At 66.7% G+C, this 15,203-nt stretch carries 14 protein-coding genes; 7 read left to right on the top strand and 7 right to left on the bottom strand.

The features are described from left to right. Positions 1–27: 27 nt before the first annotated feature. Together ON31_RS16930 and ON31_RS16925 are read right to left on the bottom strand one after the other, a co-directional pair. Entirely contained in the window at positions 28–792 is a 765-nt protein-coding gene (locus ON31_RS16930; RefSeq protein WP_039814815.1) for an SDR family oxidoreductase, read from the bottom strand. A gap of 79 nt (positions 793–871) precedes the next feature. Next, positions 872–2,911, bottom strand: coding sequence for a TerD family protein (locus ON31_RS16925; RefSeq protein WP_157533716.1), 2,040 nt, complete (start codon positions 2,909–2,911; stop codon positions 872–874). A 148-nt stretch (positions 2,912–3,059) separates the two neighbouring features. Here ON31_RS16925 and ON31_RS16920 point away from each other — a divergent pair, with 148 nt between their 5' ends. Further along, entirely contained in the window at positions 3,060–3,824 is a 765-nt protein-coding gene (locus ON31_RS16920) for a hypothetical protein (RefSeq protein ID WP_039814812.1), read from the top strand. Positions 3,825–3,846: 22 nt separating this feature from the next. Here ON31_RS16920 and ON31_RS16915 read toward each other — a convergent pair whose 3' ends face one another. Next, positions 3,847–4,245, bottom strand: coding sequence for a nitroreductase/quinone reductase family protein (locus ON31_RS16915; RefSeq protein WP_255222140.1), 399 nt, complete (start codon positions 4,243–4,245; stop codon positions 3,847–3,849). Between the two features lie 191 nt (positions 4,246–4,436). Beyond that, positions 4,437–4,772 (bottom strand): spore germination protein GerW family protein, encoded by a 336-nt coding sequence (locus tag ON31_RS16910; protein ID WP_039815071.1) that lies wholly within the window; start codon positions 4,770–4,772, stop codon positions 4,437–4,439. A 273-nt stretch (positions 4,773–5,045) separates the two neighbouring features. Between ON31_RS16910 and ON31_RS16905 the strand changes: the two genes are divergently transcribed. Further along, positions 5,046–5,735 carry a hypothetical protein gene (locus ON31_RS16905; RefSeq protein ID WP_039814809.1) on the top strand — a complete coding sequence of 230 codons (690 nt, stop codon included), beginning with the start codon at positions 5,046–5,048 and terminating at the stop codon, positions 5,733–5,735. Continuing rightward, complete coding sequence (locus ON31_RS16900; protein ID WP_039814807.1) at positions 5,735–7,030, top strand: hypothetical protein; 1,296 nt, start codon at positions 5,735–5,737, stop codon at positions 7,028–7,030. Before ON31_RS16905 ends, ON31_RS16900 begins: the two co-directional genes overlap by 1 nt. Before the next feature lie 112 nt (positions 7,031–7,142). On the opposite strand, the gene ON31_RS34725 is transcribed toward ON31_RS16900, so the two are convergent. Next, on the bottom strand, positions 7,143–7,979 hold the full coding sequence (locus ON31_RS34725; RefSeq protein ID WP_051037380.1) for a hypothetical protein: 837 nt from the start codon (positions 7,977–7,979) through the stop codon (positions 7,143–7,145). A gap of 271 nt (positions 7,980–8,250) precedes the next feature. Here ON31_RS34725 and ON31_RS16890 point away from each other — a divergent pair, with 271 nt between their 5' ends. From ON31_RS16890 to ON31_RS16880, 3 genes are all read left to right on the top strand, one after another. Then, positions 8,251–10,266: a P-loop NTPase family protein gene (locus tag ON31_RS16890; RefSeq protein ID WP_115061588.1), complete on the top strand. Its 2,016-nt coding sequence runs from the start codon at positions 8,251–8,253 to the stop codon at positions 10,264–10,266. After that, a complete protein-coding gene (locus tag ON31_RS16885; protein ID WP_081592515.1) occupies positions 10,263–11,747 on the top strand; it encodes an ABC transporter substrate-binding protein in 1,485 nt (494 codons plus the stop codon). Before ON31_RS16890 ends, ON31_RS16885 begins: the two co-directional genes overlap by 4 nt. Positions 11,748–11,890: 143 nt before the next feature. Further along, complete coding sequence (locus ON31_RS16880) at positions 11,891–12,148, top strand: hypothetical protein (RefSeq protein ID WP_039814804.1); 258 nt, start codon at positions 11,891–11,893, stop codon at positions 12,146–12,148. Positions 12,149–12,837: 689 nt separating this feature from the next. On the opposite strand, the gene ON31_RS16875 is transcribed toward ON31_RS16880, so the two are convergent. After that, complete coding sequence (locus tag ON31_RS16875; protein WP_039814802.1) at positions 12,838–13,584, bottom strand: class I SAM-dependent methyltransferase; 747 nt, start codon at positions 13,582–13,584, stop codon at positions 12,838–12,840. 123 nt (positions 13,585–13,707) lie between these two features. On the opposite strand from ON31_RS16875, the gene ON31_RS16870 reads away from it, so the two are divergent. Next, a complete protein-coding gene (locus ON31_RS16870; RefSeq protein ID WP_039814800.1) occupies positions 13,708–14,217 on the top strand; it encodes an HAD domain-containing protein in 510 nt (169 codons plus the stop codon). 271 nt (positions 14,218–14,488) lie between these two features. Here the strand turns inward: ON31_RS16870 and ON31_RS38000 are convergent, their stop codons facing one another. Beyond that, complete coding sequence (locus tag ON31_RS38000; protein WP_255222138.1) at positions 14,489–15,139, bottom strand: hypothetical protein; 651 nt, start codon at positions 15,137–15,139, stop codon at positions 14,489–14,491. Between the last annotated feature and the right edge of the window lie 64 nt (positions 15,140–15,203).

The following is a 15,203-nucleotide window of genomic DNA, read 5'->3' as shown; positions in this document are numbered from 1 at the left end:
CGCCGCCCTGCTCGGGGAGGCGAACCCTCAGATGCCGCCCGTGGACAGCAGCCCGCCGTCCACGCGCACGGTCTCACCGGTGATCCACGACGCCTGATCCGACACCAGGAACGCCACCAGCGCCGCCACATCCTCCGGCTTACCGAGCCGCTTCATCGGGTACACGTTGGCGGCAGCCTCCTCATCGGCCGAGTAGAGCGCGTCCGCGAACTTCGTCTTCACCACCCCCGGCGCGACCGCGTTCACCCGAATACGCGGCCCCAACTGCCACGCCAACTCCTCGGTGAGCCGGATGAGCGCCGCCTTGGACGCACCGTAGGCCGCGATCACCCCGGTGGAGCGAATCCCGGCCACACTGGCCAGATTCACCACCGCACCCCCGTTGTCCCGCATCCACGCCTTGTACGCCTCCTGGATATAACCCAGCGCCGCGACGACATTCACATCGAAGATCTTGCGCACGGCATCCAGATCGGCATCCATTAGCGCGCCGTACACCGGATTGATCCCCGTGTTGTTGACCAGAATGTCCAGCGACCCGAATTCGGCCACCGCCGCGGCCACCTGCTCCGCCCGCGCCCCCGCATCCCCGGAATTCCCCGCCACCGCGAGCACCTTCCCCGGATGTCCCAACGCCCGCAACTGCTCGGCGGCCTGCTCGAGCGGTTCCGGCTTACGCGCGGTGATCAGCACACTGGCCCCCCGCGACAACAACTCCGCCGCCACCGCATGCCCGATACCCCGGCTCGCCCCACTGACCAGCGCGCCTTTGCCCTTCAGATCATCACTCATGTGACGGCACGCTACTTCAGTCACAGATACGCGTCGAGCCTGGCCTGACTCTGACGCACTTGTCGGGAGCAACACAGTGTCAGGAGAGGGGAGCCCATGCGGTGGCCAATTGCAGGTGTTGACCGCTGGCGGCGATGTCCGACCATTCGGCGTAGTCGCCGAACGGCAGGTTCTGCTCCGCGTCGTCGGTGATCGTGGTGTACCAGTCTCCGTCGGGTCGCCCGTCGGTGCGGATGTTGATGGCTGCGATGTACTGTCGGTGGATCGTGAATCGGACGACAGCCAGGTATTCGCGTGTGCGGTGGTCGCCGTGGGGTTTGATCGGTTCCCATGCTGTCGCGATCTCGAATTCGCGGACGCGTGCGGCCAGGCGGGGCCACGACATGACCTCGTCGATCACGCCCCAATCTTGTGTGGCGGTGGTTTCCCACCGGTTTCCGCGGCGGACCGCGATGTAGTTGTAGCGGCGTCCCTTGGTGAAGCGAACGACCGATCCGTCGGCGGGTTCTGCCGGGATGGGTGGCGGCGGTGGTGGCGGGATGGGTGGCAGTGGCTGGAGTTTCGGTCGTAGCGCGGTGAGGTCGTAGTCGTGCGGATCCGGCATGGTGGCTCGGAGGATCGGGATGGTGGCCGGAGGCCCGTTCAGCACATCGTCGGTCGCTTCGTTGGCTTTGACGGCATCGATCCGGACTTTGGCCGCCACCGCCGAGCCGGTGATGTCGGCCCAGCAGGCCGCGACCAGAGCCCGTTGGTTCAGATGTCGAAGCATCGGCAGGAAGCGCTGGCTCATCTGCGGGGTCAGCTGACCGATCCGTTTCTCGTCGAGACGAACCTCGACATGGGGTTTGACTTTGTTCGTGGCGGCCGTGTTCTCGTGGAGGGTAGCGAACAGCAGGCCGTATCCCTTGTCCGGGACGTACTTTCGGAGGACATCGAAATGGTCGTCTTCCTTGGTGACCTGAATGATCGACGATCGGGGCAGCATCGCGTACGGCACCGCGGGCGGCTCGTTGAGAGGTAACGCCTCGTCCGGGTCTCCCAGCGCGATGTGCATGTAGGCGCTGAATTCGATGCCATCGAATCCGTCGTATTCTCGGGCCCAAATCCGGCTGGTGGTGGTCGGCACGAAACCCGAGGAGACGATACGTCTCAGCACACCTGCCCAACGCGGAGCATCCTCGTCGTTCAGGTACCCGACCGTGCGGCCGTCCGCCCGAACCGATACCGCCCATTCGCCTCGGTCGCCGTCGGGCTCGGGAACGAGCTCGACGATCGGTCGCAGCTCTTCGCCGTCTGTCAGGAAGTCCTGTGGGAACAGGCTACGAAGGGCGGGCAGAAGCGGGGGCTCGATGGTGAGCTCGTAATCGCAGAATGTCCTGGCCTGGGTCCACAGCCGGTATCGATCACCGACCTCGTGTCGCACGGTCTCGTCGATACGTTCGTGGTCGATGTCGTCGTCGAAGTTAAGGCCGAAATCCGTTGCCAGACCGGCGAGCCCGGAGTCCCAGCCCTGCCCGACCGCACGGATCTTCCAGCCGTCGCCACGGCGGTAGACCTCGCCGCAGAACAGGGCTGTCTCGGTGGTCGCATCGCTGGTGATGTACTCGGCCAGCACGCGGTTGTGTTCATCGGCGAAGGTGAGGGTCAGATCGCCGAGTTCGGCGAAACGACGGGATTCGAGGCTGGCGATCACGGCGATGGAGGCAACCGAGTCCGACAGCCTCGCCAGGTCGATCGAGATTCGTGCCTGCACACTGTCGTCGTCGGTAGGAGTGATGCCGAGGAAACGCACCGTACCGTCCGGCGAGGCGGGCTGGTTGAAGAAGATGAAATCGCTGTCGGCACCGACTTTCCCGCCACTGCCGAGCAGCAGGGCCGAGGCATCGACATCGATGTGCGGATCGGTCCATCCGATAGCGACCGTGATGCGGCGTGTATGCGGTGGCAACGGCTGATTCTGTCCCTTGCCCAGCCTCGGAGCGGACACAGCGATCCAACCTTTCTCTCGTGTGAACACACCAACTGCGCAGCGATCACGTGTGTCGGTCGGGTGGGGCGAAGATATTGCACCGGGGCGCCTCGAGCCCTCGTATCTGCCTGACGTGGCTCGATTTGTCACCAATCCCGTGCAACAGACCCCCTTGTCGGTGCGCTGGCTGATGATGGTGGTGGCATCTCGCTCATATTCCTTTGGTCACCACAGGAATACGGCGTGCTGTGCACCGCCGGAATCGGCACGATGCCTACGACGAATGTGAGGGGATTCGATGACTGTCACCGACCGCCCAGCCCGCCAAGGCCAACCCTGGACCGCCGAGGACTATGCGTTGCTGTTCGATGCGCTGGCGCGCGGCCTCGACGATGACGATATCGCCGATCTCTGCGAGCGCACGGTGACCGGTGTCCGAACGCGGGCTCGATGGCTGCTCGACAATGCGTATGCGGAGAGATCGGCGCTGGGGGCATTGGGCAGGATGGCGGCCGCGCCGGATTTCGAGTGGGAGGACTTCGTCTGGGAAACCCACCAGCGGCACAGGCTGCCGCTGTGGGGCGCGGCCGCCGATGAGGTACTGACCACGGGGTGGTCCGCGGCGCGGCCGCCGTCCATGGCCGAGTTGACCGAGCAGCTGGGTGTCGGCGAGCGCGATATCGCTCGCCGGTGTATCCGATTGCGGCTGGCCGAGCATTGCGGCGAGGTCGTCGATCGTTTCGGTGCGGCGAGTGGGGGAGAGTTGGAGGTCGTGGCGCGGCTGGCACGGTCGGCGGTCCCGATCGGCGTCTTGACCGTCACCGATGGCGGTGGAGCGGTAGTGCATCAGTCGCTGCATCCGAGCCTACGCGCCGCACTCGCTGCGCTACCCGGCCTGAACCTTGCCGAGGTGGTCGAACCGGCGGCGTGGACGGCTGCGCTGCGCGCTGTCGGGGAGGGGCATACTCGCGCCTTGCGTACCGGTGTGTGGGGTGAGTGGCCCGAGGACCTCGCCGCGAGCGCGGATCTGCACGATTCAGCGCAGTCGGCGCGGCGCGGATGACGCCGGGCGGGTGCGGTGTGTCCTAGCGCGTGATCCGGAAGACCGGGTAATCCGCGGCGATGCGCTGCCAGTCCGTGAGGGGCGCGTCGCGCCCGACCGGGATGTGCGGGCGCGCGCCCGGCGCTATCTGGACATAGCGCCGCAGGATGGGAGGTCTGTGCGCCGGTTCCACTTCCGTCAGTCGGACGTCCTCTCGGCGGCCGTGGCGCAGTACCGCCCGGCCGTGGGCCGCGGCCAGATTGCGCACCCAGTTGACGTTCGGACCGAGCATCGACACCACATACCGTTCGCCGTCGACCTCGGTCAGGACGATCGGAAACCAGATGAGCCGTCCGCTGCGCCGTCCCACGATGCCGAGCGCGGCTACCCTGCGCGGGGCGACGCCGAGCGCGAACACCCACGCCGAGGCTCGATTCTGCACCCGGGCAAACCAATTCGGTCGACCGGTTCGGTACAGCCAACGCAGATAATCGCTGTAGCTTCGCATCACAACCCCGTACGGCGGACTCGTCGCCACGGTAGCACGGTGCGGCGCACTCGACTCCGGAGTGATCACCGACGCGGCGGGCTGCCGTCTCGTCGGACGACAACCCGGCGAACGTCCTTGAACACTTACCGTTCGTGTGCTCTGGCGATGCGCGCACCGAGGATCATCGCGATGGCGATGACGAACCCGGCGACGGTGATCACCCGATTGACGTCGACGGCAGGCTGCCAGCGCAACTGCCCGTCCTGCAGCACGAACGCGCCGACCGGTTTGGCTCCGATGCCGTAGCCGCCGCCGGAGCCTTCCTGCCCCTCCTTGTCGTGGCCGCCACCGCCGCCCGCGCCGCCGGAGACTGCGGCGGCGGCGATCACCGTGATTCCGTCCCGCTCGACCGGTTCGGCGTAGACGCGCTTCACCGTGGCGTTGTCCTTCGCGGCCGCGAGGAGTTCTTCGACCTTCATGATGTTGCCTCCGTGATAGGTGTCGGGCACCTCCCAGTCTCGGCCGGTCCGGCATCCGGAACAGGGGCCGATGGACCCGCAAAGCTGCGCGAAAGACCCCAGCGTGGTCATCCGGAGCCCCCCGAACGAGACGGGTGGAAGTGAGAATCTTTCCGTCCCAAGGCTTACCGCTGAGCGTGACCCGATCTCGGGGCCGCCGAACCGGGTGGGCCGATTGGCGACCAGCTGGCCGAAAGACCGCGCGGAGCCACCGGTATCGCTACTGTTCTCGCTGTGCTGGTGATCTCGGTGCAGGCCATCCTGGAGGAGGCGACCTCCGACGCCCGCTTCGACGGAGGGAATGTCAGGCAGCTGTCCAGTTTGCTGGAGGCGGAGAACCTGGCGCGCCTGCGCAGGGACTATTCGACCGTGTGCTTCCTGGCATTCGATCCGGTCGCGGACCGGCCGGTCGCCGACTATGTACAGGGGTGCACGCTCGCCGACGACAGCGGGCCGGACATTCTGGTCATGTTCACGTGGCACCAGCCCGCGCCGATCGTGGTTCCGGTCTCGGGGAGCGTCGCCGGCGGGTGGGGAGAGATCCAGCGCGGAGTGAATCCGTCGTACGAGTTGCTGCGCACGCTGTTCGACGGCGGGCGACGCGTGCCGCGCCCACCGGGGCTGGTCGTGTTCGGCGACTTCGCCGAATCGACCGATGGCGTGTTTCTACCCCTGCCCCAGGAGAACTCGGACGCGGTCCGCAGCCATCTGCGCACGGTTTTCGCCGATATCGAGGAGATGGCCCAGCACACCAAGCCGCGAAAGTTCCTGGACGCTCTCGGTGTGCACTGGACCCAGGCGGGACTGGAATACGAGCGCACCAATGCGCGCCCCATTCGGGAATGGCTGCTCAAGGGATTTCAGGCGGCACGGCGAAACGGTGGTGACATCGTCGGGGTGGTCGGCGGGCTCGGGGTGCTGTGATGATCCCGATCGGGTTCACGGTCGATCGCGGTGTCCGGGGGTTGGACACCCTCGCGGAGGTTCTCGCCTTTCTGATGAAAGAGGCATTGCTCGTCAGTGCGTTCGAGGCGGTGACGCCGAACGCCGCCGACAGAGTGTCGGCGCGGCGCTCGCGGCACAGTGTCGTCTACTCTTTCGCCCAGGGCCTCGAGCAGGCGACCGGTCTGCGGTTCACCGCTATGCGGACACCGTTCCTGCGCCACGCGGTCGGCGGTTCACCCGACGTCGAACTGAGTGGCTACCTGTCCGAGCGCCCGCAGTACCCGCCGTCGGACTGGCTTCTCGACCTTTTCGTGCGCTGGGAGGCGCACACCGAGGTGCGCCGGAACTCGGGGTCGAGCCGGCAGTCCGACGGCGACAGCTATGTGTTGGAGTCGGCGCGCTTACAGCGAGCCGCGCTGCATCATGCTTGGAAGTGCGGAAGTCTCACCACCGCAACGGATTATGTTGTCGACCTGGTGGAGAGCGGCTTGTGCCGCGACGCTCGCGGGGCGGCGCGAGCGGTCACGTTGCTGCTGTGGGCGATACGTGATACCGACACTCCGGAGGATCTGGTTCGCCGCTACTTCGGCGGTCAGGTGCCGGCGACCAGGAACGACTGGGCGCACTCGCCGCTCACCGAACCCGACCGGCCCGCCCGCGTCTCCAGATCGGCATCGGCGGCACTGACCGCCCTCATTCAGCGTCCATGGTTGCGACTGGCGGACGCGCGCGGGGCATCCGATATCGACGGGTGGTTCATTGCCCTGACCCGCTCGGTTGGCGTCATTCAGTGCACACTGTATGTGCTGCAATGGATTTCCGATCGTATTCCGCTCGGCGCACGTGCCGTTCGCGGTCAACTCGCCGAACTCGACGCCGACTACGCCGTCCTCTGCGCGATGCTGCGGATCGACGGCACAGTGGACATGTCCCGAGTCGTCGCGCACCAACGCTCGAAGGCGGAGGTGTTCCGCCGTAAGGGCGACAGCACCGGCGACCGATTCGCGCACGAGCGAATGGTGGTGCCACGGTTGCTGCTGGAAAACGACGGTGAGCTGCCGCCGTCGTGGCGGTATCCCGGATGGCGCACCGCCACACTGCTGAATCCGCCGCAGGCTGTGCTGGCACACCTCTCGCCTACACAGGCTCTCGTCGTCGACCCCCTCGATCCCGGCCGCTGGCGAGTACTGGTACGACGATTCGAACAAGAGGGTGCGTCGTGGGCGGCGGCGATGTCGGAGCGCGTCGCCAAAGCCGCCGAGAACCCCCGATAGCCGGAGTGACGTGGCGCCGCTCGCCGGGACGCGGTTCCGGAGTTGGGGGTGGTGTCGGGTCGAGCACGGGTCTGCGCCACAGGACTCCGTACGTACCGTCCGAGGGGGTTGCTCAGAATGCGGCCTGCACCGCCGCGAGCAGGTCGTTGGCTGGCTGGGTCAGAGGACCCAGCGTGTCGGGGGCGAGCGGTGGCATCGCGTCGATCGCGGCGTCGAGCGAGGTGATGGCGGTGTTGTCGGGGCTGACCGCGGCGAAGGCGTCTACCGGCGCGGTAGTCGGCGAATCAGATAGGGGCGCTGGGCCGTTGGCGATGGGTGTGGGGGCGTCTGTGGGAGTCGGTTCGGTGCCGGAGCCCAACGCGCCACCGATGGTTCCGCCGATAACGGCCCCGCCGACCAGGCCGACCACATCCACCGGGATGGCCACCGCCAGCCCACCGAGCAGGCAGCCCGCCAGCCCGCCCACCGCCGCGCCGACCGGGACGCCCGCACCCACGGTCGGAAGCCCGCCGATGACGCCCCCGGCGATCGCGCCGACCGTCGCGCCGACTCCGCACCCCACGATCTCCAAGGGAAAGACGACGACCTTGGCGACCGCGGCGCCGATGACGGCACCGGCCACGGTGGACGCGGTGCGGCGGTCGGATTCGTTGCGGGGGAAGCCGATATCGTCGTAGGCGGTGGTGATCCGCCGTTGCGTGTCGTCCACGGAGTTCTGCGCTTGTTCCCGGAGACCGGGGTCGATCCCCTCGGGCAGAGGAATCGTCTGGGAACCGATCCGCAGGTGGTTGAGATCCCGCGCCGCGGTAGGTGTCTCGGCCGCGTCGAAGCTACCCGCGACGGGCCGGGGGAGGTCGGGATGCTGCGGTGCCGCGGTAGCGGTACCGGACCCGAATGCGAAAAGCGCGGGCACTGCGATCAAAACCGTGTAGGCGCGCGGGTCTGACATCGGCACATCCCCTCGATCCGGCGAACCACCGTCGGGCCTCTCGGGAGCGGACCCGAACCTGAGACGGCCACGCCGACCGTGATCCTACTCCGAACGCGGTGCCTTCCAGATCGATTCGCGATGTCGAGTCACGCCCCGTCGCATGCGCGACCTTGACGGCAGTGTTACGAGTTGACGACGGTGTGCAGCACCGGGCGTTCGGTTCGGCTGTCGTGACTAGCATCTCCGATACGCATTGATCGGAATCGAATGAGCGCTGGAGCGGGTGGGGATGACGATGGATCCACCGCGGCTGTCGGGCACCCGCCCCTTCACCGGGTGGTTTCTCGAACATCTGCTCGCCCGGCCGCAGGGGCACGATGTGGATTCTCCGATCGTGGTCGCGGTCGGCCCGCGAGGTACCGGAAAGACGGCGCTGCTGAGCGAGATTCGGTATCGGTGCCGGGAGATACCACACGTGTATGTGGATTTCGAGCATCGCGAGGCGGAGCCGAGTGAAGTGCTCGGTGAATTGGCGTTCGGGCTGAGTCGCCGTCGAGCGCAGTTCGGTCGGCTGGCGTTTCCGCGACTGTGGCTGTGCCTGTTGGTCGTCGGCAGTTCGATCCACACCGACGCCGACGATCGTCGGCGCGCCCTCGACGGGTTGCGACGAGTCGTTGCCGGCAGCCAGCCGATCGAACGCAACCACGGCGCCATCACGGACCTGGTGGAATTCGCTGACGGGGTGGTAGCGGGCGGATCGGGTCTGCCGCCCTGGATTTCGTCGGCGACGGGGTTACTGCTGCGAGGTCTGGGTTGGTTCGACCGGCGGCGGCTGCTACGGCACATCGGTCGGCTTTCCTCCGTCGAGGGCGGTCCCGAGGACGCCCTGATAGATCTGGCCCGGTGGTCGCACGGCGAGGGCGAAGCCGAGCGAAGCGAGGTCGACACCATCTTCTGCGAGGCGTTCCTCGGCGACCTGCGGCACGCCTACTCCGGGTTCAACCGGAGCAGGCGGACCCTCAATTGCGTTGTCCTGCTGGACAATGTGCACACATCCGCGGGCCGGAACTTTCTGTCCGCACTGGAGCGCAGCCGGTACCGGTCGGATGCGGAGAACGATCCGATGGTCGTGGTCGCTACCAGCCGGACCTGGATGCCGCGGTGGAGCGAGGGCTGGCACCATCCGGGCAGTCAGCTGCCCCGCGGCCCTCGGCATCCATCGACACAGCTCACCGGTGGGCTGAACATGCCCGCACCGCGCATGCTCACCGATATCGCCGCGGACTGGCATGAGCACCGCGAATCGGCCCCCTGCCCGTGGCTGCCCTGGTACCTCGTCGATCTCGGACGATTGGCACCCGAGCAGATCGCCGATGTGGCGGCCGCCCGTGGCATGCGTCCGGACGCGACCCTCGTCGGCTTCGTACATCGACTGACCGACGGCCATCCCGGCGGTGCGATCGATGTGCTCGGCGCAGCGTCGAATTGCGGCTACCAGGAGAGGCCGACGCGGCTGCGGCAGGTCATGACCCTGCGAGTGCCGCCCTCCACCCTGCCCGGTCCTACCTCCGAGCAGCCGCCGACGGTATCGGAGAAAGCCCGCGAACATCTGCTGCGGGATTTCGACCACGCCGCCGAACGTCGCGACCTCGTCACCGCGAGCGCGGCCCACACCATCGACATGCTGTACGAACCCGAGTTGCTGGACTCCGCCCGCCCGGACGCGGCCGCGCTGGTGGAGAAGTTACGAAACCACCTGTGGATCCGGGAACAGCCCGGTGTCGGCTTTCGCGTCAATCCGTGGCTGCGTCGAATCCTGTTGTCCGAGTTGTCCGAGCGAGCAGCGGACGATCCGCGCGACTGGGTCGCCACGCACTCGATCTGTCGCGACAGCCTCGTGCGGCGGGAGCGGACAGCGGAGGCGTGCTACCACGACCTGGCGTTGGAGAACGTGCCCGCCGTGGTCGGCTACCTGCGTCGGCCGTTCGACGCCCCGGGCACTGAATTCGATGTCGCGGCCGCCACGGCGTGGCTGGCGGACCTGGACCTCATCACCTCCGCGCCGAATCGGCTCGCGACCGATGTCGCGCCCATCGACCAGATCCAGCCGATTGTCGGTGAGCCGGAGGACGAATTGGGCAGCAGCCTGGGCTGGTTGACGGCCGCGCTCTGGATCACGAACGATCCGCTCGGTGATCCGGATGCGACGTTGCACGCCATGATCCGCAGCGAGCTCCAGCATCTGGCGATCGGGCGGGGCAGCGGGTCCATGGTGCTGTACGAGCGTGCGGAGAGGTATCGATGAGCGGTCGAAGCGAACCGATAGCGCCACCACGACCGCCGTGGCACCGGTGGGCGTGGATCGTCGGTGGCACCGTGCTGGTGGTGATCGCACTGGTCGCGGCGTTCGTCGTGATTCCGTCGGTGCGCGACGCGCTGCGCGCGTGCGGGGCGGGCGTGACCCGTACCGGCGAATCCGGTGAATGTACGGGCGTGACCGACGGCAGCTACGTCTTCGCTCCGGAACTCGACGACGTGCAGCGATTGATCCACGCGGAGAACCAGGACGTCGCACGCCGGGACGAGAACAACGTCAGCGTCGCGGTCCTGCTGCCGATGACGTTACGGCCGGGGGACGAGGTGACGATGCCCTGGGTACGTCATCAACTGCAGGGCGCCTACCTCGCCCAGCACGCTGTGAACCATGACGTCACCGCGAGCGGCGGTAGGCCGCTCATCCGGCTGCTGCTCGCCAATCCCGGGAGCGGACTGCGGGATTGGCCGCGGGTCGTCGACGAATTGCGTCGGCGCGCGGACAGCGATCGCATTGTCGCCGTCACCGGAATCGGGCTCAGCACCGAGAATGCCCGGGAGGCGATGGAACAGCTGTCCGAATCGCGGCTGCCGGTGTTCGCCTCCACCCTCACCGCGGACGACCTGACGGGCATCGGCGGTTTCGTCCGGGTGTCGCCGACCAACTCCGCCCAGGCGCGCGCCGTCGCGGACTATCTGAAACCACAGCACCGCACGGCTCTACTGGTACAGGACCGGAACCCCCGCGACCACTACCCGCAGACGCTCGCCACCGCGTTCTCGGAGGGCTTCGTCGATGCCGATCATCGACTCGCCGCTCCGACGGAGTGGTATCTGTCCGACGCCGGCAGTGTGGCCAACGCGTTCTCCCTCATGCTGCCCAATATCTGCGCGGCCCGTCCCGACGTGCTGTATTTCGCCGGTCGCGGAGCCCACGCGACCTTGCTGATCAAGGCACTGGCGGAGCGCCAGTGCACGGATTGGCCGATCACCGTGGCCACCGCCGACGATCTGTCGCAGTATGCCGCACAGGACGATGCGGTCAGCCGCACGCTGGGCAGCGGTGTGCGGGTGGTCTTCACCGGGCTGGCGCATCCGCAGGCGTGGCAGGTTCGGCCGGAAGCCTTCAGCGCGGGCTCGATCGCCAAGTTCACCGACTCCTGCGATACGTGCTACCCCACGCTGTTTCCGGGGGATTCGCTCGACGACGGAGTCGCCATCATCGCCTACGACGCGGTGCAGGCGGCCGCGTGGTCGATCCGGAGCGCGGCGGGCGACACCGTCGCCGACGTCGGCGCGACCGATGTGCTGCAGGTCATGAACAGGTTGCACGGCCGGTCCGCGATCAGCGGTGCCAGCGGTTCGATCGCCTTCGACGAGATGGGAAACCCGATAGGCAAGCCGATTCCCGTGCTCGAACTCCGATCGGACGCGGTTCCGGGGTTCGCGGGGCTGAGCTGGCCCGACAGCTGAGCCGGCCGACACGTTTCGCGCGAACGGGATGGCCGCGTCGATCAGAGCCTCATTGATATTGCGCGCCAGTGGAATTCGCTTGGGTTGCCGGATCGTGTCGCGGTGTATGCTGCTGAGGTTCGTCAGCTCGAAGGGGAACTTCTGTGCAGTTCGTCGCCACGCTCGGCGTATCCGCGATCACCGCTCTCGGATTCGTTCTGGTCGCACCCGCCACCGCATCGGCCGCCCCCGCGCGTGCCTCGCAATGCCACGCCTCCTACGACCCATGCCTGCCCATCACCAGTGATGTCGACTGCGAGGGCGGCAGTGGCAACGGTCCGGTCTATACCGGCCGGGTTCGCGTCATCGGTCCGGACGAGTACGGCCTCGACCGTGACGGTGACGGCATCGGCTGCGAATAGCGCTCGCCCCCGACGGGCGTCTGCTTCCGCCGCACAGTGCGGTCGGCGGAGTGGGAGGGATGGTCCGTGCACGACGACTACGTTGTTCCGCCGGGCGTTTCCGCGTCGAACGACAGTGGAGAGCCGTTCGGCCCCACCGGTTCTGCACGCGCAGCGGCTACGCGACCCGCAGCTGATCGCGGTGCTGTCCGGCGTCTGACTCGGGGCCGCGGCCCTCGATAACGGGCTGCACGGCGGGGGCGGAACCCAGGTGCGCGAATTCCCTTGGAACGACATCGAAGACGTAGAACTGGCCTAGCGCCCGTGGGCGTCGCGGGAAGCATCACTGAAATTCACCTGCCGAACGGCCCGGTCCGAGCTGCACCACAACGGGCCGATCGAACGCTCCGGCGCCTGGGGACGGCAGCTACGCCCCACTATCTGGATCATCAACACCCTGAGCTGGTCCGTCGACCCCAACGCCCTGCTCTCGACCTTCCGCTACTTCCTCGACAATCCCGACCGGCGCACGATCGACGCTGGGGAACTGGCATCGATGCTCGAATCGGACGAGCCGGAATTCGAGCTGTGGTGAGCGGATCATCGGACGGCCGAAGATAGGGCGGGAACCAGTGGATCTGCTCGGTCACCAGCACCGGCAGCGGCTGGATCCGCTAAGCCACATGCATTTCGGCTGCGGACCGCGGTGATCAGTTGGCGTGCAGGACGAAGAACAGGAAGCACAGGAATCTGTTGTCGATGCTCTCGCCCAAGACCTCGGGGATCAGGTCGCGGGCGGCGGGCAGGGCCGGAGGTTCGCTGATAACGCTGATGCGGAACCCAGCTGCGGTGAAGGCGTCGGTCATCGCGTGTAAAGGCCGGTCCCAGAAACTCAGGCGGGCGGTCTGACCGCCCATGGTCCATTCGTCGATCCGGTTGCGGGTCTGGAAATAGTCGGTCGTGTCCCCAGCCAGCCGCTGGGCGAGGAAGTTGGCGAATGGATGCTCGACCGAGACGAGGAGCCGGCCGCCGGAAGCCAGCACGCGTCGCAGCTCGGCCAATGGTGGTGCCCAGTCTTGCAGGTAGTGCAGCACCAGGGAGGCAACGACGTCGTCGAACGCGGCGTCCGGAAACGGCAGCGGGTCAGCCAGGTCGGCGCGCAGTAGGTTTGCCTCGCCCCCGAGGCGCCGCCGGGCGTGCTCCAGCATTCGGGCGCTGCTGTCGATTCCGGTCAAGGTAGCGCCCCGATCGCGCAGTGCGGCGAACAGTGGTCCTGAGCCGCAGCCGACGTCGAGGATTCGCCGCCCGGCGACGTCCCCAGCGAGTTCCAGGATCGCGGGCCGGTTGTAGTACGCGTGCAGGAGGCCGGTCTCGTTTTCGGCCGTGTAGCCGTCGGCGATTGTGTCGTAGCCGCTCGGCTGAGTGGGAATTGGGTGGCCTGCTGGGACCGGAGTCATGTGCCCGATTCTGTCACGATCGGTACGGCTGCGGGGTAAAGCCTTGTCAGGCAACCATTCCGGCTGATTCGACCCGTTGATCTTCCATTGGAACCAGCTCCGCTGCTGTAGTCTTCCACCAGCATGACCCCGCACTGCCGCCCAATCGTCTTTCTCGATGTCGACGGTCCGGTCATACCCTTCCGTGCGAAGCCCAAAGGCGACCAAGAGGGCCCGCCTCTACGAGAAGCGCAGCACACCGTGAACCCCCTCATCGAACGAGTCGACCCCACTCTGGGTCCGCTGCTGTCGGGCCTGCCCGGTGATCTGGTCTGGGCGACCACTTGGGGGAACGAGGCCAATCGTTCCATCGGTCCACTGCTGGGTCTCCCCGAACTGCCGGTGGTCGAATGGCCCGACCGCACTGACGATCGAATCGACGAATGGTTCGGATTGCACTGGAAGACACGCACTCTGGTCGAGCGGTCCGCCGGAGGGGCGTTCATCTGGATCGACGACGAGATCGGCGACGACGACCGGGCATGGGTAGCCGAACATCACCCCGGTGAGGCACTCCTGTACCGCGTCGATCCGCGAGTCGGTCTGTGGCACAGCGACTTCGTCGCGCTCCGCGCCTGGTTCGCCATAGCCTAGCCACGATTCGGTTGTCGACGGGCCGCGTGTCGGAGTGCTACCGCTGGCCGCTTCGAGCCGTGCGGGCGCGGGAAGTCGCGCACGTAGGTCATCGGCGATTGCACCTCACCTGGCCGGTGCATGAGACTTCGCGGAGCAAACCTGCTGCGTGATCACCCCGACCGACGCGAATTCGAGGCGAGCTTGTCTCAGGACGCTCGTGGGGGATTCGCCGTGATCGGTCAGCCGACAGCTATCTGGTTCCGTCGGCCCGGTTCAACGTCGCTGCGGCCTACCGGTAGGGGTCACAGCTGGGTCCAGTGATGTAGCCCTCTTCGCAGCCGTGCTGTGTCTGTATATCACCACTGGTCGGTGGGTCGCCGCAGAGAACCCCGCAACGTTCGTACCCGTTGACGACGCCGTCGTCGTTGCGGTCCTCCTCGGGGTTGTACTGATAACCGCCCCCGGGATTCGGGTTGGAGTTCGGCTCGTCGGCGAGGTATGAGCAGCGCGGGTCGGTCGCCGAGTATGAGCCATCCGTATACACGGCGGCGCCGCCGATATCGCAGTGCAGCAGTGTACGTTCTGGTGGCGGAACGTACGTGTCGCAGCTTGGTTCGTAGCCCGTGGAGCCGTCGGAGTACAGGGCCGTGCCGGACTGATACAGCGAGGTGTCCCCGCATTCGAAGGTGATCTGGCCAGGCGGTGCCGTCACTTCGACCGTGGTTTGCGGTGTGGCGGGTGTCGGTGGCGAATCGTCTGACGGAGAAACTGTTGTCGGCGCCGATGACGATGGAGTCGGCGGTGCCGGGGACGTGTCGTCCGCGCTGCAGCCGGCGACGAGAAGTACTGATACCGCCGACGCGGCGATGAGGGGCAGCCGGAGATTCATCTCTTCCTCCGCATCGCAAAACCGTCGATGAGTACCGTCGAACGCAACCACGCTATCGCCTACATCGCAGATTTCGACGGTGCCGTTGCATCCTCGATCTCGAGCCATGGTTCAG

Origin of the sequence: Nocardia otitidiscaviarum NBRC 14405, from assembly GCF_000308635.1 — a bacterium.
GTDB classification, from domain to species: domain Bacteria; phylum Actinomycetota; class Actinomycetes; order Mycobacteriales; family Mycobacteriaceae; genus Nocardia; species Nocardia otitidiscaviarum.
The sequence above is the reverse complement of the archived record's forward strand: the minus strand, read 5'-3'. Positions and strand labels throughout refer to the sequence as shown.

What these genes read in the sequence shown, in the direction of transcription:
- ON31_RS34725 (WP_051037380.1), bottom strand. Translation starts at nt 7,979, where the DNA reads ATGTCAGACCCGCGCGCCTACACGGTTTTGATCGCAGTGCCCGCGCTT.
- ON31_RS16920 (WP_039814812.1), top strand. Translation starts at nt 3,060, where the DNA reads ATGACTGTCACCGACCGCCCAGCCCGCCAAGGCCAACCCTGGACCGCC.
- ON31_RS16875 (WP_039814802.1), bottom strand. Translation starts at nt 13,584, where the DNA reads ATGACTCCGGTCCCAGCAGGCCACCCAATTCCCACTCAGCCGAGCGGC.
- ON31_RS16930 (WP_039814815.1), bottom strand. Translation starts at nt 792, where the DNA reads ATGAGTGATGATCTGAAGGGCAAAGGCGCGCTGGTCAGTGGGGCGAGC.
- ON31_RS16900 (WP_039814807.1), top strand. Translation starts at nt 5,735, where the DNA reads ATGATCCCGATCGGGTTCACGGTCGATCGCGGTGTCCGGGGGTTGGAC.
- ON31_RS16890 (WP_115061588.1), top strand. Translation starts at nt 8,251, where the DNA reads ATGACGATGGATCCACCGCGGCTGTCGGGCACCCGCCCCTTCACCGGG.
- ON31_RS16910 (WP_039815071.1), bottom strand. Translation starts at nt 4,772, where the DNA reads ATGAAGGTCGAAGAACTCCTCGCGGCCGCGAAGGACAACGCCACGGTG.
- ON31_RS16885 (WP_081592515.1), top strand. Translation starts at nt 10,263, where the DNA reads ATGAGCGGTCGAAGCGAACCGATAGCGCCACCACGACCGCCGTGGCAC.
- ON31_RS16870 (WP_039814800.1), top strand. Translation starts at nt 13,708, where the DNA reads ATGACCCCGCACTGCCGCCCAATCGTCTTTCTCGATGTCGACGGTCCG.